A 24,596-nucleotide genomic window follows, 5' to 3' on the forward strand; every position below is an offset into this window, starting at 1 on the left:
CCGCGCTGCCCGCGCAGCGCCGCCCCCCGCCCCCCCACCCCCGCCCCCCCCCCCCCGCCACCCAGCGGGGGGCCCGCCGGGGCCCGGCCCCCCCGGGCGACCGCCTTTCGGGGCCTGATCCGGGTGTCAGGCCTCGGATCCGGCTCCGAGATGCGGGCGAGCGCGGGGCCGGTGGGACCCGCGAGAGCCCGCCGTCATTTCACCGACCCCGCCATCACCCCCTGGACGAAGTGCCGCTGGAAGGCGAAGAAGACCGCCACCGGGACCACCAGAGACAGGAAGGCGCCCGGCGCGAGGACGTCGATATTGCTGCCGAACTGCCTTATCTGCGACTGGAGTTCGACGGTCAGCGGCTGCGATGAACTGTCGGCGAAGAGCAGGGCGACCAGCATGTCGTTCCAGACCCAGAGGAACTGGAAGATGGCGAGACTGGCGATGGCGGGCCTGCCGACCGGGAGGACCAGCCGGGTGAAGATACGCCACTCGTTGCCCCCGTCCATACGCGCCGCCTCCAGCATCTCCTTCGGCATCTCGGCGAAGTAGTTTCGCAGCAGGAAGATCGCGAACGGCAGGCCGTAGGAGACGTGGAAGAGGACGACTCCGGGGATCGTGCCGAACAGGCCCAGTCGCCCGAAGAGTTCGGCCACCGGCAGCAGGCCGATCTGGACCGGCACCACCAGCAGCGCGACCACCAGCAGGAAGATCGCGTCGCGCCCCGGGAACTCCAGCCACGCGAAGGCGTATCCGGCGAGCGCCGCGAGGACGACGACGAGCACGGTCGCGGGGACGGAGATCAGGACGGTGTTCCAGAACGCCCGGGTCATCCCCTCGTTGCCCAGCAGGGCCGAGTAGTTGTCGAAGGACAGCTGCCCCGGACTCTTCAGCGTGGTCCACCAGCCTCCCCGAGCGGTGTCCTGGGCCGAGCGCAGCGAGGAGAGGAAGAGGCCCGCGAGCGGGGTGAGCCACACGAGGCCCACGACGACGAGGAACGCCTGCACCACGCCGCTGCCGAGCCCACGCCTGAGCACGTTCATCGTCGACTCCCTCGGAAACGGCGGACGTTGATGACCATGGCGGGGATCACCAGGATCAGGAGCAGCACGCCGAGCGCGCTGCCGAGGCCCTGGTTGTTGCCGCCGCCGAACGACACCAGCCACATCTGGGTGGCGAGCACGGTGGCGTCCTCCTGTACCGGTCCCGGTGCGATGATGTAGACGAGGTCGAAGACCTTCATCACGTTGATGACGAGGGTCACGAAGACGACGGTCAGGACCGGTGCGAGCAGCGGGACCGTGATCCGGCGGAAGATCTGCCACTCGTTCGCGCCGTCCATCCGGGCGGCCTCCAGCGCGTCCCGCGGCAGCGCGGCGAGGCCCGCGCCGATCAGCACCATGGCGAAGCCTGTCCAGATCCACAGGTAGGCCCCGATGATCGCCGGCGTGACGAGTGCCGGACCGAGCCAGGACACGCCCTCGTACGGCGGGGCGAAGTTCGCCGCGGGCAGCCGCACGGTGTAGGAGCCCGCCGCGAGGTCCGGGAAGCGGAAGGAGCCGTCGGCCGCGGTGGTGTCGGTCGCGACGGCGTGACCGTCGCGCACCGCCTCGACCGTCATCTCGGGCAGTCCGCTCTCCTTGCGGTCGGCCCTGCCCTGCTCCCCTCCCCCGCCACGGGTGAAGTCCAGGTAGACGGCGCCGCGCAGTTCGCCGGGAGCCGCCGGGTGCCGGGCGGCGGCGTACGCGGACCTCGCGCCCTGCGGCAGGTCCTCGGGGAGTACGCCCACCAGCCCGAGGGCCACGGTGTGGCCCGGCGACGCGGGAGCGGTCGTACCGTACGAGCCGTCGGCGCCCACGGTGAGGCCCTGGCCCTCGCGGACGCGGGCGGTCGGGTACGCCGAGGTTCCGGCGAAGGCGTCGTGCACGGAGACGACGGCCGCGTTCAGCACCCCCTTGTCGGGATCCTCGTCGTAGGCGAGGCGGAAGATGATGCCCGCGGCGAGGAAGGAGACCGCCATCGGCATGAACAGCAGCAGTTTGAAGGCCGTCGCCCAGCGCACCTTCTCGACGAGGACGGCGAGGACGAGGCCGAGGCCGGTGAGCAGGGTCGGTGCGACGATCACCCAGATCGCCGTGTTGCGGACGGCCTTGGCCGTGGCGGGGTCGCGGAACATCTCGGTGTAGTTGTCACCGCCGACGAACCGGGTGCCGGAGGCGTCGAAGAAGCTGCGGCCCACGGAGAACAGCACGGGGTAGACGACGAGCGCGCCGAGCAGGAGCAGCGCGGGCAGGACGAAGGCGAGAGCGACGACCCGGCCGCGGCGCCGGGCCCGCCGTCTGCGGTCGGCCGGGACGACCGGCGGCGGGCCCGTCTCTTTCAGAAGCGTGGCGGTCATGCGCGATCAGCCCTTGTACGCCTTGGCCGCCGCGCTCTCCAGCTCGGCCGCGGTGCCCTTCGGGTCGGACGGGTCGCGCAGGAAGTCCTGGAGGATCTTCCACTCACCGGCTCCCTTCGTGCCGCCGAACGCGGCCGGGGCCTGGTCGGACATGTCGAAGCGGACCGAGTCCCCGGCGGCGACGAGGGACTTGGCGGTCTCCCGGGTGATGTCGTCGCCGTAGGAGGCGAGGTCGAGCTTCTTGTTCGGGGACAGGAAGCCGCCCGCCCCGGCCCAGACCGCGGACGCCTCGGGGGTCGTCAGGTACTCCAGGAACCGCATGGCGGCCTTCTGGTTCCCGCCGTCCTTGAGGACGACGGCGGCGTCGCCGCCGCTGACCACGGGCGCCTTACCGCCGGAGACCGCCGGGAAGGGGAAGAAGTTCGCGTCCGCGCCGATCTTCCTGCCGAACTGGTCCTTGGCGACCCCGGCGACGAAGTCGCCCTCGTAGACCATGCCCGCCTCGGGCTTGGGGCCGAAGACCTTCTCGACGGAGCCCGGGAAGTCGGTGTTCAGGGCCCCCTTCGGGCCGCCGGCCAGCAGCTGCCTGTCCTTGAAGAGCTTGCCGAGGGTGGTGAGCGCCTCGACCACGGTCGGGTCGGTCCACTTGATCCCGTGGGTGGCCAGGGCGTCGTACTTCTCGGGCCCGGCCTGGGAGAGGTAGATGTTCTCGAACCAGTCGGTGAGCGTCCAGCCGTCCTGTCCGGCCACGGAGAAGGCGGCGAGACCCGAGTCGGAGACCGTGTGCCCGGCTTTCAGCATCGCGTCGTAGGTCGCCGGCGGCTCGACGCCCGCCCGGTCGAGGGCCTCGGGGCTGTACCAGACGGTGGACTTGTGCGCGGCCTTGAAGTAGAGCCCGTACAGCGTGCCGTCGACGCTGCCGTAGTCCTTCCACACACGCGCGTAGTTGGCGTCGACCGCCGTCCGGGCGGTCTTGGACAGCGGTTCGAGCCAGCCCTGCTTCGCGAACTGCTGGAGCACGCCGACCTGCGGGACCATCACCACGTCGGGGGCCTTGCCGCCCTCGATCTTGCTGCCGATGACGGTGGAGACGTTGTCGCCGGTGGAGACGAACTGCGTCTTGGCGCCGGTCTTCTCGGTGAAGGCGTCCAGCACCTTCTGGAAGTTCTTCTGCTCGCTGCCGGACCAGACCCCGGCCACGGTGATCGTCTGGCCGTCGAGCGCCTTGTCACCGCCGCCCGCGGAGACGGGGCCGCCGCCGCAGGCGGTCGCGCCGAGCGTGAGGGCGAGGGCGGTGCAGCTCGCGAGCAGGGTGGTACGTCGTCGCATCATCGTCGATGTCCCTTCGAAGGCTGGTAACTGCGAGATGGTTGAAGGTCGTTGATCCACCAGGCGGCGGTCGAGCCGGGGAGCACCCCGGCCGGACAGGGGCCGCTGGACAGCAGTGGGGTTCCGTCGACCGGCGCCGGCGCCGGCGCTGTGCCGAAGTTGACGGCGCACACCAGGCCCTCGCCGCGGACGAAGGCGAGGACCCCGGGCCCAGTGTCCAGCCAGCGCAGCTCGCCCTCGCCCAACTGGGGCAGTCCAGACCGCAGTTGGAGGCCGTCGCGGTAGAGGTGCCAGAAGGAGCGGGTGTCGGCGAGGGCGCGGTCGGTCGCGTACTCGGCGAAGTAGGCCGGCTGCGGCAGCCACGGTTCGGCGCTCTCCGCACCCGGGGTGAACCCGAACGGTGAGGCGTGCCCGGACCACGGCAGTGGCACCCGGCAGCCGTCGCGGGTCCTGGCGCGGCTCCCGGTGCGGCGGAATATGGGATCGGTGAGCACGTCGTCGGGGAGGTCGACGACCTCGGGCAGTCCGAGTTCCTCGCCCTGGTAGATGTACGCGGCTCCGGGCAGCGCCAGCATCAGCAGCGCGGCGGCCCGGGCCCGGGCCGCACCCAGGCCGCTGCCCTCGGTTCCGAGTTCGCCGTAGCGGGTGACCGTGCGGACCTGGTCGTGGTTGTTGAGCACCCAGGTGACGGTCGAGCCGGTGCCGGCGATGTCCTGCATGGCCTCGGAGATGACCTTGCGGAAGGCGTCGGCGTTCCAGGGCGCGCTCAACAGGTCGAAGAAGAAGGCCTGGTGGAGCTCGTCGTGACGTACGTACCGGGCGTGCTCGCGGGCGGTGGGCACGGAGACCTCGCCGACGAGCAGCCGTTCGCGGCCGTCCTCGGCGGTGTACTCCTCGCACACCGACCGCCAGTGACGCCAGACGTCGTGCACCTCGGGCTGGTTCCAGGCGAGCGGGTTGACCGAGTCGCGGGTGCGGGCGTCGGCCCCGGGGTCGGGCGAGTCCGGCAGACCGGGGTGCTTGTAGAGCCCGGCGGCCACGTCGATGCGGAAGCCGTCGACGCCCCGGTCGAGCCAGAAGCGCAGTACGTGGTCAAAGTGGCCGCCGACCTCGGGGTTGCGCCAGTTCAGGTCGGGCTGCTCCGGGGTGAACATGTGCAGGTACCACTGCCCCGGCGCGCCGTCCGGCTCGGTGACCCTGCTCCAGGCGGGGCCGCCGAACATGGCGTGCCAGTTGTTGGGCGGTTCGGCGCCGTCCGCTCCGCGGCCGTCCGCGAAGTGGAAGAGGGCGCGGGCGGCGCTGCCGGGGGCCGAGGCCAGCGCCTCGCGGAACCACGGGTGCTCGCTGGAGCAGTGGTTGGGGACGATGTCCAGGAGCACCCGGACGCCGAGGCGCCGGGCGTCCGTCATCAGCAGGTCGAACTCGGCGAGGTCACCGAAGACCGGGTCCACGTCGCAGTGGTCGGCGACGTCGTAGCCGTGGTCGTGCTGCGGCGAGGGGTAGAAGGGGCTGAGCCAGATCCCGTCGACCCCGAGCTTCTTCAGGTACGGCAGTCCGGCCCTGACTCCGGCGAGATCACCGATGCCGTCCCCGGTGCTGTCCAGAAAGCTCCGGACGTACACCTGGTAGATCACTGCGTCGCGCCACCAGCGGTGCATGTTGAGCGTCACCCGTAGACCTGTCTGTGCGTGGGCTTCGGTTATGCATGCATGTTAGGTAGGCATGTCGAGGAGATGTCAACGAGTAGACGGGAGGTAGCGTCAACGAGGCCCTTTAAATGGGCATTTTTCAGTCCGCTCAGCAGAAGATGAGACGGCGGCGTTACCTAACATGTAACTAGGAAGGGGTGTCGCCGGATGCGAACTGGAACGGGGTCAGCCCCGGCGCGAGATGTCCGCCAGCTCGCGCGCCAGGCGGCGCACGGCGGCCTCGGGCGTCTGGTGCCCGGTCATCGCGTCGTGCACCACGGCCTGCACGACGAGGCTCACCTGGTCGTAGCGGGGGCTCTTGGGGCGCGGCTTCGCGGCGAGCACGCCGGCGCGCAGCGTCGGCAGGTAGGGGAACGCGCGGATCAGTTCGGGGTCCTTGTAGAGCGCGTCCCGTACGGGCGGCAGCGCGCCCTTGGTCAGGACCTGGCGCTGCACCGGTTCGCTGGTGAGATACGCGATGAGCCGCGCGGCCGAATCGGGGTGCCGGGCCTGCGCGTTGACCGCGAGGTTGGAGCCGCCCAGCACACTGCTGCCCGGACCGTCGGCGCCGGGCAGCGGCACCGCGCCGACCTTCCCGGCGACGGCCGATCCCGGGGCGGAGGCACTGACGTAGGCGTAGGGCCAGTTCCGCAGGAAGAGGAGATGCCCGTCCTGAAAGGCCTGCTTGGACTCCTGCTCCTTGTACATCAGCGCTTTTCCGGGTATCCAGCCGTCACGCACGCCGTCGGCGAGGAAGCCGATGCCCTCGCGGGCCGCCGCGGAGTCCACCGTGACGCGTTCGCCCTCGTCACCGAGGATCGAACCGCCGGCCGAGTAGACCGCCTCGGCGGCGTTCACGGTGAGGCCCTCGTAGGGCAGGAACTGGCCCGCGTAACCGTCGAGTCCGTACTTCGGCGCGATGGTCCTTGCCTGCCGCTCCAGCTCGGCCCAGGTGCGCGGCGGCGCGACCCCTTCCTTGGCCAGGATGTCCTTGCGGTAGAGGAGCAGTCCCGCGTTGGTGACGTACGGGACGGCGTACAGCCTCCCGTCGTACCTCGCGGTGTCCTCCACCGGCCGCAGGAAGGCGTCGAGCGGGAAGCGGTCGCGGGGCAGCGGGGCGATCCAGCCCGCGGCGGCGAACTCCGAGGTCCACGCGACATCGATGTTGAGGACGTCGAAGCGGCTGCGGTCGCCTCCGCGCAGGTCGGTGGTCATCTGGGCGTGGGTCTCGTCCGCGGAGTCGGGGAGTTCGACGAGCGTGACCTTCTCGCCGGGGTGCGCCCGGTTCCAGCCGTCGAGCAGCGGTCCGAGATAATCGGTGAGGTCACCCGCGGTGGCCAGGGTCAGCGGACCGCGTCCGCCCCCGCGCGCGCCGTCGGCGGGCGAGCCCGAGGCGACGTATCCGGACAGGACGACCGCGACGACCAGGAGGCCCCTACCGGCGGCACGCATCCACCGCATAGGTTCCTCCCTGTACACCGGCACCGGGCACCTTCGCCCGGAGTCAGAAGCCATGTATACCTGTTAGGTATGGGCGATACTAGGGCCTGCGGCACATTGCCCTCCGACGCACGGAGGTTCGGCACATGGGCCCGCGACACCTGACGAGCATGCCGTGAGCGGCCGGTCCGCCCCGGGGGCGGACCGAGAAGAAGAGAGAGAAGAGGGGGAGGAGAGCACGAGTGCGGCTGCCCCTCCTGGCCCTGCTGGCACGCGGCCCGGCCCACGGCTACGAACTCAAGCAGGACCTTGAGCAACTGCTGGGCTCCGCGTACCCTCAGCCGAACGTCGGCCAGATCTATGTGACGCTCGGCCGCCTCGAGAAGTCGGGACTGATCGAGGGCGAGGAGGTCGAGCAGTCGAGCCGGCCCAACAAGAAGATCTACCACCTCACCGACGCCGGGCGTGAGGCGCTGCGCGCCTGGTACGAGGAGACGGCGGACGAACCGCGGGTGCGGGACGAGTTCTTCATGAAGCTCGCGCTCGCGCCGCAGACCGGTCTCGCCGACCAGATCGCCCTGATCAACAAACAGCGGCGCCGGTATCTGAACACCATGCGCGAACTGTCGAAGCTCGCCACGACCGAGAACCGGGACAACCGCATCTCCCAGCTGCTCATCGAGGGCGCCATGCTGCATCTGCAGGCCGATCTCGACTGGCTGGAACGCTGCCAGGAGGAGTTGGAGGAGCAGGGATGAGCCGCACCCCTCCCGAGCCACGCGCCGAGAACCCGTCGGCGCGGTCCGAGAGCCCTTCGCCGGGCACCGGGGAGACCGCCGTGCTGCGCGCACGGAACCTGGTCAAGACCCACTACGGGGAGGGGGCCCCCGCACATGCCGTGCGTGGCGTCGACCTCTGTGTGAGGCGGGGCGAGTTCGTGGCCGTCACCGGCCCCTCCGGCGCCGGGAAGTCGACCCTGTTGCATCTGCTCGGCGGACTCCAGCGGCCGGACTCCGGCAGCATCTGGCTGGACGGCGCCCGCACGGACGGATACGGCGAGGCCCGCTGGGCGGTCGAGCGCCGACGCCGCATCGGCATCGTGTTCCAGTTCTTCAACCTGGTGTCGAACCTCTCGGTCGCCGACAACGTCGAACTGCCGGCCCTGCTCGCCGGGGTCTCTCCCAAACAGGCGCGCGCCGAGCGCGAGCAACTGCTCGCCGAGCTGGGGCTTCAGGGGAAGGAGCGCAGCATGCCGGGCGAGCTGTCCGGCGGTGAGCAGCAGCGCGTCGCACTGGCCCGGGCACTGGTGAACCATCCCCCTCTGCTGCTCGCCGACGAGCCCGCGGGAAGCCTGGACAGCAAGGGCACCCGCGAGGTGACCCGGCTGCTGTCCCGTTTCCACCGGCGCGGACAGACGATCCTGCTGGTCACCCATGACGCGCGGCTCGCCAGCGCCGCGGACCGGGTGATCAGCTTCTTCGACGGCCGTATCGCCGACGACGCGGAGCTCGACGGCACGCCGTCGCGGAACCTGGGCATTTCCGGCGTTCTGGAACTGAGGGACTGAACCGGCATGCCCGACCTCTCCCCCTCAGCCTCCGTCGTTCCGGTCGCGCTCCTCGCCTCCGCTGTTCCGGCCGCCGCCCCGGCTTCGGTGACCCCGGTCGCCTCCGTCGTCCGTACCGCGGTCCCCGTCCGCGAGCCGAGAGGCTGAGCGGGGATGCGTGCCACGTTGCGCTGGGCGCACGCCGATCTGCGCACCCACCGGGGCGAGGCGTTGTTCATCGTGCTCGCCACCGCCGGGATCGTCGCCTCGTTGCTGCTGGCCACCGCGCTCTTCGGCTACGCGACCAACCCATGGCAGCGGGTCTTCACCCAGTCGCACGGAGCGCACGTGTGGATCCACACCGGACCGTCGTCGCAGGCACAACGACTCGCCGACGTGGACGGAGTGGACTCCGTCGCGGGCCCCTATCCCACGGCCGCGACCACCGTCGAGTCACGCGGAACCCGCGCAGCGGTCGAACTGCGCGGCGCCACCGGTGAGCCCTCCATGGGACGCCCGCTGCTCGCTTCCGGACGCTGGCTCGACCCCGCCGACGCGGACGGCGTGGTGCTGGAGAGCAGCCTCGCCCGGGCACTGTGGGCGGAACCGGGCGACACCCTCACCGTGCCGGGCACCGCCCGGGAGCTGACCGTGCTCGGCGTGGCCGACAGCGCCGAGCCCCGGTACAGCCCGGGAGAGCGGTCGGGCCTGGTGTGGGCACTCCCGTCGGCGGTGCGGGGCACCGCCGGGCGCGCCGGGCAGGTGATCGGGCTGCGGCTGGACGATCCCGGCGACACGGACTACGCGGTCCAGCGGGCGGTCACCCTCCTCGGCGCCGGCGCGGTCACCGAGGTCTCCCCCTGGCAGCAGGCACGGGCCGAGGCGCAGGGTGACAACCGGCTGCTCGGGCAGGTTCTCGGCCTGTTCGGCCTGGGCGCGCTGGTCGCCGCGGGGCTCGCCGCGCACGGTGCCATCGGCACCCGGATCCGTGGCCATCTCCGGGACATCTCGGTACTGAAGGCGATCGGCTTCACGCCGGGCCAGGTGGTTCGCATCTTCCTGCTGCAGCACGTGGCGTTCGCGCTGCTGGGCGCCGTGCTCGCTGGCGCGCTCACGCAGGCGCTGGGCAGCCGGGTCCCCGGGCGTCTCGGGGACGCGGTCGGTGTGTGGCAGGGACTCCCGGGGCATACCGCGGCGCTCTTCTCGGTGCCCGCGGCGGTGGTGCTGTTCATCGCCGCGACGACCGGGCTCGCCGCGTGGCGGGCCGGACGGGTGTCACCGGTGCCGGGGCTGCGCGCCGCCGCACCGCTCGGTGGCGGACTGCCGCGCGCGGCGCGCGGGGCGCTGGGACTGCGGTTGCCGTCCGCCTTGGTGCTGGGCTGGCACAAGGCGTTCGCCCGCCGGCCGCGCTCGCTGGCCACGGTCGCCCGCCTCGCGCTGCCGCTGCTGCTGATCGTGGTGGCCATGAGCGCCTGGACGACCATCGACCGTTTCCACAGCAGGCCCGATCAGCTCGGTCTCGCCGCCACGCTCACCGTCCGGCCGGACGGGAGTCTGTCCGATTCCGGTGTACGGGCCCTGCTCGACCGGAACCCGCGGGTCACCGGTGTCCACCCGGGCATCCAGGTGCCCGCCCTGGTCCCCGGCCAGACGGGCACGATCGCGCTGCGCGGCCTCGGCACCCGGCAGGACCCGTACCCGTTCTCGCTGGCCGAGGGCCGCCCCGCGCGCGGATCGGACGAGGCGGTGGCAGGTCAGGGCCTGCTCGACCTGCTGGACGTGCGGGTCGGCGACTGGGTGCGGGTGACCGTGGGTGAACAGCCGCAGAACCTGCATATCGTGGGACGGAACATCGAGCCGGAGAACGGGGGCCGGGTCATCTCCACCTCGCTCGACACCCTCCGTGAGAACGACCCGGAACTCCGGCCGACGCTCTACCAGCTCCGGCTGCGCCCCGGCGCGGACCCGCACCGGGTGGCCGCGGAGCTGACCGCCTCCGCGCACGGACGCTTCGACGTGCACGCCGTGTCGAACCCGGCCGACGGGCTCTCGCCACTGCGCGGAGTCGTCGTAGGACTGATCGCCGTCCTGGCCCTGATCGGGCTCATCGAGCTGCTCACCGCGATCGGCGGCACGGTCCGCGAGGGCGAGCGGGATCTGCTGGCGCTGAAGGCGATCGGGCTGACACCGCGGCAGATCACCGCAATCACCGTGACGTCCACGGGGTGTACGGCGTTCGCGGCGGTCCTCGCCGGTACGGCGCTGGGTCTGCCCCTCGCGCACTGGCTGATCGATGCCCAGGGCAGGTCGAGCGGGATCGGGGCGGGTGTCGCGCGGGGACCGTCCGCCGTGCTCCTGCTGCTGTTCGGCGGCGCCGCGGTGCTGGGCGCCGCCGCTCTCGCCGCCCTGCCCGCCGCCCGGGCGGCCCGCCGACGGCTGGCGGACACCCTGAGCGCGGCGGCCTGATCCCGGTCACGCCCCGTACGGACCTCGGCCGTACGGAGCCCGCGTGCCTGGAGCGGGCTGGTTCCCCCGGGGGTCAGGGGCGTACGGGCCGCCCTGCGGGCGCGGGTCCGACGGGCCCCCGTGGGGGTGGGGAATGTGCCGGTGCCCGGGCCCGGCAGGGGTGCCCCAGGGGGGAACGTGACCGCCGGGCGGCGGGAATCCGGGCGGGGCCGGGGGACGCGGCACCGGCAGGGTCGCGGGGTGTGCGCGGAGTCTGATCCCGTGGTGGCGGCGGAGGCGGTTCATCTCCAGGGCCGCGATGGCGGTGACCGTCACGGGGGCGCCCAGGATGAAGACGACACCCATCGTGAGGCTGAGCCCGTGCAGGTCACCGGTGACCAGGTCGGGGATGGCCATGAGCCAGGTCGTCACGGCGGCCAGCAGCGGCGGCAGACAGCGGTGCACGGCCGCGGAGCCGAAGTAGTTCCCGGACAGTTGCACCGCCCCGTAGGCGACCACGCCGAGCAGCCAGAGCGCCGCGAAACCCAGCGGAACGATCGCGACGCCTCCGACGGCGGTCGCGAGCTGCATGAGGAACACGGCGGTCACGGCCATGCCGATGAACAGCACCAGCAGTTTGAGCGAGCCGAGGAGCGGGTGCCTCAGCTGCCGGACGGTTCCGGTGCGCCGCCATACGAAGAGCATCACGCCCACGGTCAGCGGCGTGATGAACAGCAGGACGACGGCCGCCGTCAGGACGTTGCCCAGGATCTCCGTGGTGTCGAACTTGTGCCGCACGAAGGTGTACACACCGAACGCCGCGACCGCTCCGGCGACGACCCGCACACGCTTGAGCCGCTCCACCGACGGATCGACGGGCTCGGGAATCCACGCCGGGTGGAACAGCGCGTTCGCCATCCGTTTCGGCTTCAGGAAAGTCCGGACCGTCAGCCTGTCCCTCGTCCATCTCTCACGTGACCCGGTCACTTCCGCTCCCCCGAACGATCGCCGTCGTGATCACCGGGGATGCTACGGGAAGCGGGCGGACTCCCACCGCCCGCTTCCCCTCAATCAGGCTCAACGGCCCCGCAGTGTCCGGTACTTGGCGACGAGGGCCTTGGTCGACTCGTCGAGTCCGGGGACGTCGGCGCCCTCGGTGAGGGCGGGTTCGACGCGCTTGGCGAGCACCTTGCCGAGTTCGACGCCCCACTGGTCGAAGGAATCGATGTTCCAGACGGCGCCCTGGACGAACACCTTGTGCTCGTAGAGGGCGATCAACTGACCCAGGACGGACGGGGTCAGCTCCTTCGCCAGGATCGTGGTGGTCGGGTGGTTGCCCTGGAACGTCTTGTGCGGCACCAGTTCCTCGGGCACACCCTCGGCGCGGACCTCGTCCGGGGTCTTGCCGAAGGCCAGCGCCTGCGTCTGGGCGAAGAAGTTCGCCATCAGCAGGTCGTGCTGGGCGACCAGGCCCGGCAGCAGGTCGGCCACGGGCTCGGCGAAGCCGATGAAGTCGGCGGGGATCAGCTTCGTGCCCTGGTGGATCAACTGGTAGTAGGCGTGCTGGCCGTTGGTGCCCGGCGTGCCCCACACCACCGGTCCCGTCTGCCACTCCACCGGGCTGCCGTCACGGTCCACGGACTTGCCGTTGGACTCCATGTCGAGCTGCTGGAGGTAGGCCGTGAACTTCGACAGGTAGTGCGAGTACGGCAGCACGGCGTGCGACTGCGCGTCGTGGAAGTTGCCGTACCAGATGCCCAGCAGGCCCATCAGCAAAGGCGCGTTGGCCTCCGCGGGAGCCGTGCGGAAGTGCTCGTCGACGAGGTGGAAACCGTCGAGCATCTCGCGGAAGCGGTCCGGGCCGATCGCGATCATCAGCGACAGGCCGATCGCCGAGTCGAACGAGTAGCGCCCGCCGACCCAGTCCCAGAACTCGAACATGTTCGCGGTGTCGATGCCGAAGTCCGACACCTTCTCCGCGTTCGTCGACAGCGCCACGAAGTGCTTCGCGACCGCGTCCTGCCCCGCCTTCAGACCGGTCAGGAGCCAGTCACGCGCGGAGGTGGCGTTCGTGATCGTCTCGATCGTGGTGAAGGTCTTGGAGGCGATGACGAACAGCGTCTCCGCCGGGTCCAGGTCCCGCACGGCCTCGTGCAGGTCGGCGCCGTCCACGTTCGACACGAACCGCACGGTCAGCGAGCGGTCGGTGAAGGAGCGCAGCACCTCGTAGGCCATGGCGGGGCCGAGGTCGGAGCCGCCGATGCCGACGTTCACGACGTTCTTGATGCGCTTGCCGGTGTGACCGGTCCATTCGCCCGAGCGGACCCGCCCGGCGAAGTCCGCCATCTTGTCCAGGACCGCGTGCACGGCCGGCACGACGTTCTCCCCGTCGACCTCGACCACCGCGTCCCGCGGCGCCCGCAGCGCCGTGTGCAGCACCGCCCGGTCCTCGGTCGTGTTGATCCTCTCGCCCCGGAACATCGCGTCCCGCAGCCCGAACACGTCCGTGGCGACGGCCAGCTCGCGCAGCAGCCGGAGCGTCTCGTCGGTGACGAGGTGCTTGGAGTAGTCGACGTGCAGATCGCCGACCTGGAGCGAGTAGCCGGAGCCGCGTCCCGCGTCGGCCGCGAACAGGTCGCGCAGATGGGTGCCCGCGAGCTCCTCGCGGTGCTTGGCCAGAGCGGTCCACTCGGGTGTCTGGTTGAGCCTGGTACGGCTTTCTGCGTTCATCTCGGACTTCCGCCTTCTTTCCTGCCTGTGCTGCTGCGTACCTTGCCCCGCTGCCGGTCCCAACCTAATTGATCAGGGCTGGACACGAGCTGTCGTAGTGCGTCCGCCGGCTCAACAACAGATACGTCCGACTGGCCCGCAGGTGTCAGCGGGATGACGGCGAGAGAGGGGGCGACGGCCCGCCTCGCAGAGCGGGAGCAGGGGCAGGGGCAGGGGCAGGGGCAGGGGCAGGGGCAGGGGCAGGGGCAGGGGCAGGAGGCAAGGGGCAGGGGCAGGGGCAGGGGCAGGAGGCAAGGGGCAGAGGGCAGGGCGGTGCGCCAGGCGTGGCTCCGGGTCCGGACTGTAGGGAATGACGATCCGACGTGCCCGGCACGAATTCCGGCCCGCACTGCTGCATCGGCGTGACCCGCCCACCGCCCGCGCGGCACAGCACAGCAGGCCACCGCACGGCACCGCACCGCATCGCACCGGCGTGCGACCGGAACACGAGAAGCCCAGCGGGCCAGGTCAGCCCTCTGTGCGGGCATCAGGACATGGCGGACCCGGCGACGGAGCGGATCCGGCATCGACGTCGCCGTGAAACCGTTCCGGCCAGACACCCATGGGATGCCCGGCCGGTTCTCAACTCCTAGATCTCGCCCCGCAGTTTGGCGAGCGCCTCGGCGAGGATCGCCTCGCCGTCCGCGTCGCTGCGCCGCTCCCGCACGTACGCGAGGTGCGTCTTGTAGGGCTCGGTGCGCGGCGGGTCCGGCGGGTTTTCCCGGTCCTGTCCGGCGGGGAAGCCGCAGCGCGGGCAGTCCCAGGTGTCGGGAACCTGCGCGTCGCTGGCGAAGCTGGGCTGCGTCTCGTGCCCGTTGGAGCACCAGAAGGAGATGCGCAGCCGCGGCGCGGACTCGCCGCGCTCGGCCTCGCCCATCGGCCCCGCCCCGACCCGGCTTCCTCGGATCGCGTTGCCACTTGCCACGGTGTAACTCCCTGCGTGATGGTGCCGCGAAGCGAGTCGGCGTGTCGCTTCGTTGCGAGCGCCTCAGTCTACGTAAGGCCCAACGCGCGTCCAGTGATTGGAGTTACATCCCCACCCCTAGACGCAAGCCCCATGATAGGCGGCGCCTGGAGGCGCGTACCGGACATGGGGCCTTACGTGCGGAATGTGCTTGCGTGATGTGCAGTTGTGCTGCCGTACCGATGCCGGTCGGATCAGTTGTTGATCTTCATCAGGACGCCGAGCACGACGATGCACGTGAACCAGAGCAGGCCGAGCACCACGGTGATGCGGTCGAGGTTGCGCTCGGCCACCGAGGAGCCACCGACGGACGACTGCATGCCGCCACCGAACATGTCGGAAAGACCGCCGCCCTTCCCCTTGTGCATCAGCACGAGCAGCATCAGCAGCAGGCTGAAGACGATCAGGGCGATCGAGAACCCCAAAACCACGGCTGGACCAACTTCCTCGGGACTGGATGGACGACGGGGGTCCGGCGCGAGAGCACCAGACCCCCGCAAGGGTACGACGAATCGCCGCTACCGCATACTTACTGGTCGCGGAACCGGACGATCTTGACGAACTCGTCGGCGTCGAGCGACGCGCCGCCGACCAGAGCGCCGTCGATGTCGGGCTTCGCCATGATCTCGGCGACGTTGCCGGACTTCACCGAGCCGCCGTACTGGATGCGGACCCGGTCGGCCAGCTCCTGGGAGTACAGCTCGGCGAGCTTGGCGCGGATCGCGGCGCAGACCTCCTGCGCGTCGTCGGCGCCGCAGACCTTGCCGGTGCCGATGGCCCACACGGGCTCGTACGCGATCACGACGGACTCGGCCTGCTCGGCGGAGAGGTCCTTCAGACCGCCCTCGACCTGGGCGAGGGTGTGGGAGACGTGGTTGCCCGCCTCGCGGACGTCCAGTTCCTCGCCCACGCACAGGATCGGGGTCAGGCCGTGCTTGTAGGCGGCCTTGACCTTGGCGTTCACGATCTCGTCGGTCTCGTTGTGGTACTGGCGGCGCTCGGAGTGGCCGACGGCCACGTACGTGCACTTCAGCTTGGCCAGCATCGAGCCGGAGATTTCGCCGGTGTAGGCGCCGGAGTCCTGCGCGGACAGGTCCTGGGCCCCGTACTTGATCTTGAGCTTGTCGCCGTCGACCAGGGTCTGCACGGAGCGCAGGTCGGTGAAGGGCGGCAGGACGGCGACCTCGCAGGCCTCGTAGTCCTTGTCGGCCAGGGCGAAGGCGAGTTTCTGGACGTGCGCGATGGCCTCGAGGTGGTTGAGGTTCATCTTCCAGTTGCCCGCCATCAGCGGCGTGCGCGTGCTCATCTAGGTCAGTCCTCCAGTGCGGCGAGGCCGGGGAGCGTCTTGCCCTCGAGGTATTCGAGGGAGGCGCCGCCACCGGTCGAGATGTGGCCGAATGCGTTCTCGTCGAAACCGAGGGTGCGCACCGCGGCGGCGGAGTCTCCGCCGCCGACGACGGTGAAGCCCTTGGACTCGACGAGGGCCTGGGCGACCGCCTTGGTGCCCTCGGCGTAGTCGGGGTGCTCGAAGACGCCCATGGGACCGTTCCAGAACACGGTCTCGGCGTCGGCGAGCTTGGCTGCGTAGAGGGCACCGGTCTCCGGGCCGATGTCCAGGCCGAGCTGTCCCGCGGGCATCTTGTCCGCGTCGACGGCGGTGTGCTCGGTGGGCGCCTTGGCCTTGAGGTCCGGGAATCCGGGGGCGACGACGACGTCGACCGGGAGCACCAGCTCGACGCCCAGCTTCTCGGCGCGCTCCATGTACTCGGTGACGGCCGGGATCTGGTCCTCCTGCAGCAGGGAGGTGCCGACCTCGTAGCCCTTGGCCTTGAGGAAGGTGAAGGCCATGCCGCCGCCGATCAGGATGCGGTCGGCCTTGCCGAGGAGCTGGTCGATGACGGCGAGCTTGTCGGAGACCTTGGAGCCGCCGAGCGCGACGACATACGGCCGCGCGACGTCCTCGGTGAGCTTCTTCAGGACGCCGACCTCGGTGGCGATGAGGTAGCCGGCGTAGTGCGGCAGCCGGGCCGGAAGGTCGTACACGGAGGCGTGCTTGCGGTGGACCGCGCCGAAGCCGTCGCCCACATAGATGTCGGCCAGGGCGGCGAGCCGGTCGGCGAACTCGCCGCGCTCGGTGTCGTCCTTGGACGTCTCGCCCGCGTTGAAGCGGAGGTTCTCGATGACCGCCACCTGGCCGGGCTCCAGGCCGTCCACCGCTTCGTGGGCGGCGGGGCCGACGGTGTCCTGCGCGAACGCGACGGGCGCGCCGAGCAGTTCACCGAGTCGCTCGGCGGGCTGGAGGAGGGAGAACGCCGGGTCCGGGGCGCCCTTGGGGCGGCCCAGGTGCGAGGCGACGATGACCTTGGCGCCCGCGTCGGCCAGCGCCTTGACGGTGGGCAGGACGGCTCGGATGCGGCCGTCGTCGGTGATGAGGCCGTTCGCCAGCGGCACGTTGAGGTCGGCGCGGACGAATACCCGCTTGCCGGCCACTCCTTCGGCGAGAAGCTCGTCGATCGTCTTCATGAAAGGGACTCCTGGGGAAGGCTCTTCAGATCCGCGAGAGGTGACCGATCCGGGCGATCGGTCACTACGTGGCGCAGGGCCCGGACAGCGCGGCGTCGCGCTGCCCGAGCCCTGGCTCACATCGAGGTGCCTGCTCCGGGAACTAGAGCTGGCCGCCGACGAAGACCGTGAGGTCGACGAGACGGTTGGAGTAGCCCCACTCGTTGTCGTACCAGCCGAGGATCTTCACCGTGTTGCCCTCCTGGACCATGGTCAGGGAGGAGTCGAAGGTGCAGGAGGCCGGGTCGCCGACGATGTCCGAGGAGACGATCTGGTCCTCGGTGTACGCCAGGAAGCCCTTGAGGTCGCCGTCGTCGGAGGCCTTCTTGAACGCGGCGTTGACCTCGTCCTTGGTGACCTCGCGCTGGAGCGTCACGACCAGGTCGGTGGCCGAGCCGGTCGGGACCGGGACGCGCATGGCGATGCCGTCCAGCTTGCCCTTGAGCTGCGGGAGGACCAGGGCGGTGGCCTTGGCGGCACCGGTCGTGGTCGGGATGATGTTCTCGGCGGCGGCACGGGCGCGACGCAGGTCCGAGTGCGGGAAGTCCAGGATGCGCTGGTCGTTCGTGTACGCGTGAACCGTCGTCATCAGGCCCTTGACGATGCCGAAGTTCTCGTCGAGAACCTTGGCCATCGGCGCCACACAGTTGGTGGTACAGGAGGCGTTGGAGATGATGTTGTGGTTCGCCGGGTCGTACTTGTCCTGGTTGACGCCCATCACGATGGTGATGTCCTCATCCTTGGCCGGAGCCGAGATGAGGACCTTCTTGGCGCCGCCGGCGATGTGCTTCTCGGCGTCGGCCTTCTTCGTGAAGATGCCCGTCGACTCGATGACGATGTCGACGCCCAGCTCGCCCCACGGGATGTCGGAGGGGTTGCGCTCGGACAGGACCTTGATGGTGTGGCCGTCGACGGTGATCGTGTCGGCGGTGTGCGACACCTCGGCCTTGAGGCGGCCCAGAATGGTGTCGTACTTCAGAAGGTGGGCGGTGGTCGCGGTGTCACCCAGGTCGTTGACAGCCACGATCTCGATGTCAGCACCCTGCTCCAGCAGCGCGCGGAAGTAGTTACGACCGATGCGGCCAAAGCCGTTGATGCCTACGCGGATCGTCACGAACCGATCTCCTCGTTAGGTACGCCGACTCAAGTGTCGGCGAGTTTGTATGGGATGTCCCCGACCGCCTCCGACCCTACCTCCCCCAAGGCCCCTGAGTGACATCGACCACGGCCATACACGGCAGGGTGATCCGTACCCGCCAGTAGGGGTACGGATCACCCTTGCCGATCATGGGATTGTCACGGACCGTCAGTCGTCAAGTGCCGAGAGTGCCTTTCCGATGAGGGCCGCGCGGTCGGCCGCCGTGCCGACGTGTTCCAGGCCGAAGCCCAGCAGCACGGTGTCGTCCGTGGTGACCGCTCCATATGTCCTGAAGAGTTCGCCGGTGCGTGCCCAGTCCCGCAGAACCGCCGGGCTGCCCGCGGGCGGACCGGCGACGGTCCAGGGGCCGAGGGAGGTCTCGAAGCCCTCGGTCCCGGTGCTGGTGCCGCCGACCACGAGGGCGGTGTTGTCGACGAGGACGCCGTGGCCGCCCGTGCTCGGGTCGGTGATGTAGCCGATCGACACCTCGATCGACCGGCCGGCGTACGCGCTCAGGTCGAACGCGACCGGCTGCCAGCCGCTGGACGCGCCGGTGAGACTGTTCCACTGCCCGCTGGAACCCGTGGCGGTGCAACCCGCCGCGCTCACGGTCAGATAGTGCTTGATCCACGGGTGTTCCCGGGCGAGGAAGCCGGCCTCGCACTCGGTCGGGACGGCTGCCGAGCTGGCGCCGCCCGCCTCGGGGAGGGTGGTCCAGTCGTCGGCCCCGGTCGTGTGGACCTCGACGACCGCGTGGTCGTAGCCGGGCTCGGTGTCCCACAGCATCTGGGAGCGCAGCGTCGGCTTGTCGGCGGCGGTGACGCCGGTGAGGTCGATGGTGCGGGTCAGCCGCTTGTAGGCGTCGTCGGTGTGCACCGCGGCGGCCATGTACGAGCCCTCGTACGGCCCGTACGGGTTCACGGTCCCGCTGAACTGTCCCGCTCCCGCGCCGGAGGCGAACTGCGGGTACTGCGCCGGGGAGAGCGAGTCCGAGGTGACGCCGTAGGTGCCCGCCGCGTTCAGCGGGTTGCCGGGCGCGTCACCGAGGGTGCCGGTGGCGCCGTCGAGCCCGCCGGATCCGGTGAAGCCCTTGGCGCCGGGTGTGGACGTACGGGAGTAGGCGCCCAGGTAGTACTGGCTGAAGTCGTTCGAGAGGGTGCCGCCGCCGAGGTCGACGCTGCCGCCGGCCAGTTCGCCCGCCTCGACGAGCTTGCCGCCCTCGTTGAGGTAGGCGCGGAGCTGGAGCTGGGTGGCGTTTCCGGGCCGCGGGGCGCCGGTGTAGTGGACGACCGTGCCGAAGTGGCCGAGCACGCCGAGCGCGTCCGGCGCGCCCTGGGTGGCGACGTCCCAGACGAGCGCCTTCCTTCCGTCGGCCTTCAGCGCGTCGACATAGGTCTGCGCCTGTGTGGCGGCCCCGCCCTCCTCGGCGACCACGAGCACGTCGGCGCGCGGCCGCTGGGCCACGGTGTACGTGAAGCGGGTGCTGGAGGTCGGCTTCCCACTCCTGGTCTCGCCGGTGAACCAGACCTCGACCGTGTCACCGGGGCGGGCGTCCTCGACCTTGGCGCGGTACTCGTCGAAGTAGAGGTTGTCCGTGCCGCCGTAGGTCTCGCCGCCGCGCCATGCCCTGAGCGCCGTGTCGTGCGTACGGCCGCCGTTGACGCGGTACTTGAGCTTCTTGTCGCGTACGGACTTGCGGACGACGACGGAGACCTTCTGGTCCGCGCCGCGGCCGTACGACGTCGTGAAGGCGGACGGGGTGAAGTCGGGTGCGTCGAGGCCGACCGAGGAGGAGGGCCGGTCGGGGTGGGCCGCGGTCTCGGCGACGGAGAGCGCGAACGGGACGTTCTTCTCGAATTCCTGCTCGATCAGCTTCTCGTCGTCCGGGAAGGTGAAGACCGAGGCGCAGTCCGCGGCGTTCCAGGCGTCGTTCGGGTCGAGGTCCGAGGCGGTCTCACAGGTCGACATCTCGGGGGTGAACATCGCCGTGCCGTTGACATTGCCGGCGTGGCCGTCCGCCTCGCCGTTGGTGGTGTAGAGCTCCGATGAGACCTGCGGGTGATAGCCCGGGATCGCGGACTTCTCGGGCGTTCCGGCGAGCGACTTGTAGAGCACGTCGTCCGGTGTCGGCGTCGCCACCTGCCAGCCCACTCCGTAGAGCAGCAGTTCGGCGGCGGAGTGGTAGTTGATCCCGTACGTGAAGCCGACGCGCTTCTCGAAGGCGTCGAGCGCCTTGGTCTCGGGCTCGGACCCGGGGCTCGTGCCCCGGTAGGTCTCGCTGGTGGGGTTGGGGGACGAACCCTCGTCGTCGTAGCCCCACTTGTAGGAGAAGTTGCGGTTGAGGTCGACGCCGTCACCGGTGGCGATGACGCCGTCGCCGTTCACGTCCCGCAGGTTCTTGCGCCACTGGCGGGTGTCGGCGTCCTTGAAGGTGTAGTCGTAGCCGTCGGGGTTGGCCGACAGGACGAACCACAGCTCGGTGGAGTCGACGATCTTCTTGACGCGCTTGTCCGTGGAGTAGTTGTCCAGGTAGTAGTGCATCAGCCGCCGCGTCATCTCGGGCGTGATCCACTCGCGCGCGTGCTGGTTGGACATGTACAGCACCGACGGCTTGGAGCCGTCCTTGGTCTTCCTGGCGCCCTTGGTCAGCTTCAGCGCGAGGATGTCCTGGCCGTTCAGGGTCTTGCCGATGGAGACGACCTTCGTCAGGCCGGGGTTCGCCCGACCCGTCTCGACGATCTCCTCCTGGAGGTTGCCCTTCCCGCTGTAGGGGCGGAACACGCCCTGGGCAGCGTCGGCGACGCGGTCCTCGGCCTTGGCGGACAGGGTGTGCTCGGTGAGGTCGACGCCCTGCTTCTCCAGCTTCCTCGCCTGCTGGTCGGTGACGTAGACCTCGACCGTGCTCCTGCCGTTCTTCCAGGTCGTGTCGCCGAGCTCGTGACTGTCCTGGCCGGCCGCGAGCAGCAGGGGTACCTGCTGTTTCGTGACCTCCGCGCGGAACACCTTCACGGCGTTCGCGTCGGGCTTGGGTGAACTGCCCTCCTGTGCCCGGGCGACCGGCGCCACGGCCGCACCGCCCAGCAGGAGCGCGCCGGTAGCGAGGATCGCGCTCGCTCTTCGTCTCATGAGTCCCCCTTGCACGGGTCCGCCACAGCAGCGAACGGATGCCAGGCTCATGACACTTCAAGGTCAAGTCAAGGGCGCCTCGCGGGCAGACAGAAGCCGGCGCCGATCTCCCAAGAGGGCATCGGCGCCGGCATATTGAGCTTCTGTCAGATTTTCCGGCAGGTATTTCACACCACCCGCGCAGGTCCGGAACTCGCGCACGTCTCTCACGCCGCCCCGCGATCCGGGTCAGCCCGCGAGGTTGTCCGCCATCTCCTCGGACAGACTCGACTCCGTCCCGGGGATCCCGAGGTCCTGCGCCCGCTTGTCGGCCATCGCCAGCAGCCGGCGGATACGGCCCGCGACGGCGTCCTTCGTCAGCGGCGGGTCGGCGAGCGCGCCCAGCTCCTCCAGGGAGGCCTGCTTGTGCTCCATGCGCAGCCGTCCGGCGGCGGCCAGGTGCTCCGGCACCTCGTCCGCGAGGATCTCCAGGGCGCGCTGGACACGGGCGCCGGCGGCGACGGCGGCGCGCGCCGAGCGGCGCAGGTTGGCGTCGTCGAAGTTGGCGAGCCGGTTCGCCGTCGCGCGGACCTCGCGGCGCATCCGCCGCTCCTCCCAGGCCAGCACCGACTCGTGCGCGCCGAGGCGGGTCAGCAGCGCGCCGATCGCGTCGCCGTCGCGGACGACGACCCGGTCGACACCGCGCACCTCGCGGGCCTTCGCCGCGATCGAGAGCCGGCGGGCGGCACCGACGAGCGCGAGCGCGGCCTCCGGTCCCGGGCAGGTCACCTCGAGGGACGAGGAACGGCCGGGCTCGGTGAGCGAGCCGTGGGCCAGGAAGGCCCCGCGCCAGGCGGCCTCGGCGTCGCAGGTGGCCCCCGAGACCACCTGCGGCGGCAGTCCGCGGATCGGGCGTCCCCGCCCGTCCACGAGCCCTGTCTGCCGGGCGAGCTGGTCACCCCCCGCGACGACGCGCACCACGTAGCGCGAACCGCGGCGCAGTCCGCCGGGCGCCATCACGATCAGTTCGGAACTGTGGCCGAAGATCTCCAGAATGTCCCGCTTCAGGCGGCGCGCCGCCATCGCGGTGTCCAGCTCCGCCTCGATCACGATCCGGCCGCTCACCAGGTGGAGGCCGCCGGCGAACCGCAGGACGGCGGAGACCTCCGCCTTCCTGCAGCAGGTCCGGGTGACGGGGAGCCGGGAGATCTCATCCTTCACCGCTGCCGTCATCGCCATGGGCCGATCCTTCCATGCATCCGAAAAATACGGTCGTACGCGGCGGCCAACAGCTCCGGATCGTGCCGCGGAGATCCATCGGGCCTGGCCACCGGCGCCAGCTCGACCGCGGCGCCGAACCGCTTGGCGGCGTCGGCGAGTGACTCGCGGTCGGGCACGGCAGCCTCGTCGGCCAGCACCACGTCCAGGGCGAGTTTAGGGGCGTGTCGTCCCAAAACCTCCAAATGACGCTGCGGGGAGAAGCCTTCGGTTTCTCCGGGCTGCGGTGCGAGGTTCAGGGAGAGTACCCGGCGCGCTCTGGTCCGGCTCAGGGCGTCCAGGAGTTCGGGCACCAGAAGATGCGGAATGACCGACGAGAACCAGGAGCCGGGGCCGAGGACCACCCAGTCCGCGTCGAGGACCGCGGCCACGGCCTCGGGCACGGCCGGGGGATCCTGCGGTACGACGAGCACGGACTGGACCTCGCCCCGGGTGAGCGCCACGTTCGCCTGGCCCCGGACGGTGCCGACCTCGTCCGGCCGGTCGGGGTCGTGCCCCTTGACCAGGGCCTGGAGCTCCAGGGGCACGGCGGACATGGGCAACACCCGGCCGTGCGCGCCGAGCAGCCTGCCGACCAGGTCGAGGGCCTGGACATGGTCCCCGAGCTGCTCCCACAGGGCGACGATCAGCAGATTGCCGACCGCGTGTTCGTGCAGGTCGCCCTTGGACTGGAAGCGGTGCTGGATGACGCGGGCCCAGGTCTGGCCCCAGTCGTCGTCGCCGCACAGCGCCGCCAGCGCCTTGCGCAGATCACCGGGCGGCAGGACGCCCAGCTCGTCGCGCAGGCGTCCGCTGGAGCCGCCGTCGTCGGCCACGGTGACGACGGCGGTGAGGTCGCCGGTGATCCGGCGCAGCGCGGCGAGCGAGGCGGACAGCCCCATGCCGCCGCCGAGGGCGACGACCTTGGGCTGTGCGCCGCGGCGGCGTGGCTTGGCGCCGCGCGCCGCGGCCGGCCGGCCGGCTCGGTCCCCGGGGATCTCCCGGCGCAGCCGGCTCAGCCGCAGGGCAGTACGTCCGGTCACTCGCGCCCCATGTCCCGGTGGACGAGCACGGTCTCCACGCCCTGGGAGGCGAGGCGGGCGGCGAGCTTCTCGGCGGTCGCCACCGAGCGGTGCTTGCCGCCGGTGCAGCCGACGGCGATGGTCACATAGCGCTTGCCCTCGCGCCGGTATCCGGCGGCGATGAGCTGGAGCAGCTCGGCGTAGCGGTCGAGGAACTCCTTGGCGCCGGGCTGGTTGAAGACGTAGGCCGAGACCTCTTCGTTCAGGCCGGTGAAGGGGCGCAGCTCGGGGACCCAGTGCGGGTTCGGCAGGAAGCGCATGTCCACGACGAGGTCGGCGTCGACCGGGAGGCCGTACTTGAAGCCGAAGGACATGACGGTGGCCCGCAGCTCGGGCTCCTCATCGCCCGCGAACTGGGCGTCCATCTTGGCGCGCAGCTCGTGCACGTTCAGGCTGGAGGTGTCGATGACCAGGTCGGCGTCACCGCGCAGCTCGCGCAGCAGCTCGCGCTCGGCCGCGATCCCGTCCACGATGCGGCCGTCGCCCTGGAGGGGGTGCGGCCGGCGCACCGACTCGAAGCGGCGCACCAGGGCCTCGTCGGAGGACTCCAGGAAGACGATCCGCCGGGTGACGTTCTTGGACTCCAGGTCGGCGAGGGATTCGCGGAGGTTGTCGAAGAACCGCCGGCCGCGTACGTCGACGACGACGGCGATCCGTGCCACGTTGCCCTGGGAGCGGGCTCCGAGCTCCACCATGGTGGGGATCAGGGCGGGCGGCAGGTTGTCGACGACGAACCAGCCGAGGTCCTCCAGACACTTGGCGGCCGTGGACCGGCCGGGGGCGGCCCAGCCCGGGATTCTACCCCCAACGGGGGGGTCGGCGGGGGGCGCGCCCCCCGCCCCCCGCGCGCCGGGCCCCACCCCCCGCGCGACGCGGGGGGCG

General features: G+C 70.6%; 20 protein-coding genes. 4 read left to right on the top strand and 16 right to left on the bottom strand.

Going from position 1 to position 24,596, the window contains the following annotated elements; all coding sequences use genetic code 11:
• Positions 1–194 precede the first annotated feature (194 nt).
• The 5 genes from ACFXGX_RS28880 to ACFXGX_RS28900 all read right to left on the bottom strand — a co-directional run bounded on the left by ACFXGX_RS28880 (position 195) and on the right by ACFXGX_RS28900 (position 6,867).
• Positions 195–1,034, bottom strand: a complete 840-nt coding sequence (locus tag ACFXGX_RS28880; RefSeq protein WP_384796486.1) for a carbohydrate ABC transporter permease — start codon at positions 1,032–1,034, stop codon at positions 195–197.
• Complete coding sequence (locus ACFXGX_RS28885) at positions 1,031–2,389, bottom strand: ABC transporter permease subunit (protein ID WP_384796488.1); 1,359 nt, start codon at positions 2,387–2,389, stop codon at positions 1,031–1,033. Before ACFXGX_RS28885 ends, ACFXGX_RS28880 begins: the two co-directional genes overlap by 4 nt.
• Before the next feature lie 6 nt (positions 2,390–2,395).
• Positions 2,396–3,721, bottom strand: a complete 1,326-nt coding sequence (locus ACFXGX_RS28890; protein WP_384796490.1) for an ABC transporter substrate-binding protein — start codon at positions 3,719–3,721, stop codon at positions 2,396–2,398.
• Complete coding sequence (locus ACFXGX_RS28895) at positions 3,718–5,376, bottom strand: glycoside hydrolase family 13 protein (RefSeq protein ID WP_384796556.1); 1,659 nt, start codon at positions 5,374–5,376, stop codon at positions 3,718–3,720. Before ACFXGX_RS28895 ends, ACFXGX_RS28890 begins: the two co-directional genes overlap by 4 nt.
• Before the next feature lie 216 nt (positions 5,377–5,592).
• Positions 5,593–6,867, bottom strand: coding sequence for an ABC transporter substrate-binding protein (locus ACFXGX_RS28900; RefSeq protein WP_384796492.1), 1,275 nt, complete (start codon positions 6,865–6,867; stop codon positions 5,593–5,595).
• Between the two features lie 221 nt (positions 6,868–7,088).
• Here ACFXGX_RS28900 and ACFXGX_RS28905 point away from each other — a divergent pair, with 221 nt between their 5' ends.
• From ACFXGX_RS28905 to ACFXGX_RS28920, 4 genes are read left to right on the top strand one after another with little or no spacing between them, the layout of a single operon-like run.
• Positions 7,089–7,604: a PadR family transcriptional regulator gene (locus ACFXGX_RS28905; RefSeq protein WP_384796494.1), complete on the top strand. Its 516-nt coding sequence runs from the start codon at positions 7,089–7,091 to the stop codon at positions 7,602–7,604.
• Entirely contained in the window at positions 7,601–8,413 is an 813-nt protein-coding gene (locus ACFXGX_RS28910; RefSeq protein ID WP_384796496.1) for an ABC transporter ATP-binding protein, read from the top strand. Before ACFXGX_RS28905 ends, ACFXGX_RS28910 begins: the two co-directional genes overlap by 4 nt.
• A 6-nt stretch (positions 8,414–8,419) precedes the next feature.
• Positions 8,420–8,560: a hypothetical protein gene (locus ACFXGX_RS28915; RefSeq protein ID WP_384796497.1), complete on the top strand. Its 141-nt coding sequence runs from the start codon at positions 8,420–8,422 to the stop codon at positions 8,558–8,560.
• Between the two features lie 6 nt (positions 8,561–8,566).
• Positions 8,567–10,858 carry an ABC transporter permease gene (locus tag ACFXGX_RS28920; RefSeq protein ID WP_384796499.1) on the top strand — a complete coding sequence of 764 codons (2,292 nt, stop codon included), beginning with the start codon at positions 8,567–8,569 and terminating at the stop codon, positions 10,856–10,858.
• 6 nt (positions 10,859–10,864) lie between these two features.
• Here ACFXGX_RS28920 and ACFXGX_RS28925 read toward each other — a convergent pair whose 3' ends face one another.
• The 11 genes from ACFXGX_RS28925 to rapZ form a co-directional block, all read right to left on the bottom strand.
• Positions 10,865–11,755 carry a hypothetical protein gene (locus ACFXGX_RS28925; protein WP_384796501.1) on the bottom strand — a complete coding sequence of 297 codons (891 nt, stop codon included), beginning with the start codon at positions 11,753–11,755 and terminating at the stop codon, positions 10,865–10,867.
• Between the two features lie 159 nt (positions 11,756–11,914).
• Positions 11,915–13,567: a glucose-6-phosphate isomerase gene (gene pgi, locus ACFXGX_RS28930; RefSeq protein WP_384796503.1), complete on the bottom strand. Its 1,653-nt coding sequence runs from the start codon at positions 13,565–13,567 to the stop codon at positions 11,915–11,917.
• Positions 13,568–14,195: 628 nt separating this feature from the next.
• Entirely contained in the window at positions 14,196–14,483 is a 288-nt protein-coding gene (locus ACFXGX_RS28935) for an RNA polymerase-binding protein RbpA (RefSeq protein WP_019709569.1), read from the bottom strand.
• A 281-nt stretch (positions 14,484–14,764) separates the two neighbouring features.
• Entirely contained in the window at positions 14,765–15,001 is a 237-nt protein-coding gene (gene secG, locus ACFXGX_RS28940) for a preprotein translocase subunit SecG (RefSeq protein ID WP_355774192.1), read from the bottom strand.
• Between the two features lie 98 nt (positions 15,002–15,099).
• Complete coding sequence (tpiA, locus tag ACFXGX_RS28945; RefSeq protein ID WP_384796506.1) at positions 15,100–15,876, bottom strand: triose-phosphate isomerase; 777 nt, start codon at positions 15,874–15,876, stop codon at positions 15,100–15,102.
• A 5-nt stretch (positions 15,877–15,881) separates the two neighbouring features.
• Positions 15,882–17,093, bottom strand: coding sequence for a phosphoglycerate kinase (locus ACFXGX_RS28950; protein WP_384796508.1), 1,212 nt, complete (start codon positions 17,091–17,093; stop codon positions 15,882–15,884).
• A gap of 142 nt (positions 17,094–17,235) precedes the next feature.
• Positions 17,236–18,246: a type I glyceraldehyde-3-phosphate dehydrogenase gene (gene gap, locus ACFXGX_RS28955; RefSeq protein ID WP_384796510.1), complete on the bottom strand. Its 1,011-nt coding sequence runs from the start codon at positions 18,244–18,246 to the stop codon at positions 17,236–17,238.
• Positions 18,247–18,438: 192 nt separating this feature from the next.
• On the bottom strand, positions 18,439–21,396 hold the full coding sequence (locus ACFXGX_RS28960; RefSeq protein ID WP_384796512.1) for a M14 family zinc carboxypeptidase: 2,958 nt from the start codon (positions 21,394–21,396) through the stop codon (positions 18,439–18,441).
• 228 nt (positions 21,397–21,624) lie between these two features.
• The gene (gene whiA, locus ACFXGX_RS28965; protein WP_328453718.1) at positions 21,625–22,614 is read right to left on the bottom strand and encodes a DNA-binding protein WhiA; all 990 of its coding nucleotides are present in this window, start codon (positions 22,612–22,614) and stop codon (positions 21,625–21,627) included.
• A complete protein-coding gene (gene yvcK, locus ACFXGX_RS28970) occupies positions 22,605–23,675 on the bottom strand; it encodes a uridine diphosphate-N-acetylglucosamine-binding protein YvcK (protein WP_384796514.1) in 1,071 nt (356 codons plus the stop codon). The genes whiA and yvcK overlap by 10 nt, the downstream gene beginning before the upstream one ends.
• Complete coding sequence (gene rapZ / locus ACFXGX_RS28975; RefSeq protein ID WP_384796558.1) at positions 23,672–24,574, bottom strand: RNase adapter RapZ; 903 nt, start codon at positions 24,572–24,574, stop codon at positions 23,672–23,674. Before rapZ ends, yvcK begins: the two co-directional genes overlap by 4 nt.
• Positions 24,575–24,596: the final 22 nt, after the last annotated feature.

The sequence above is a fragment of the Streptomyces sp. NPDC059371 genome, assembly GCF_042751995.1.
Lineage (GTDB): Bacteria > Actinomycetota > Actinomycetes > Streptomycetales > Streptomycetaceae > Streptomyces.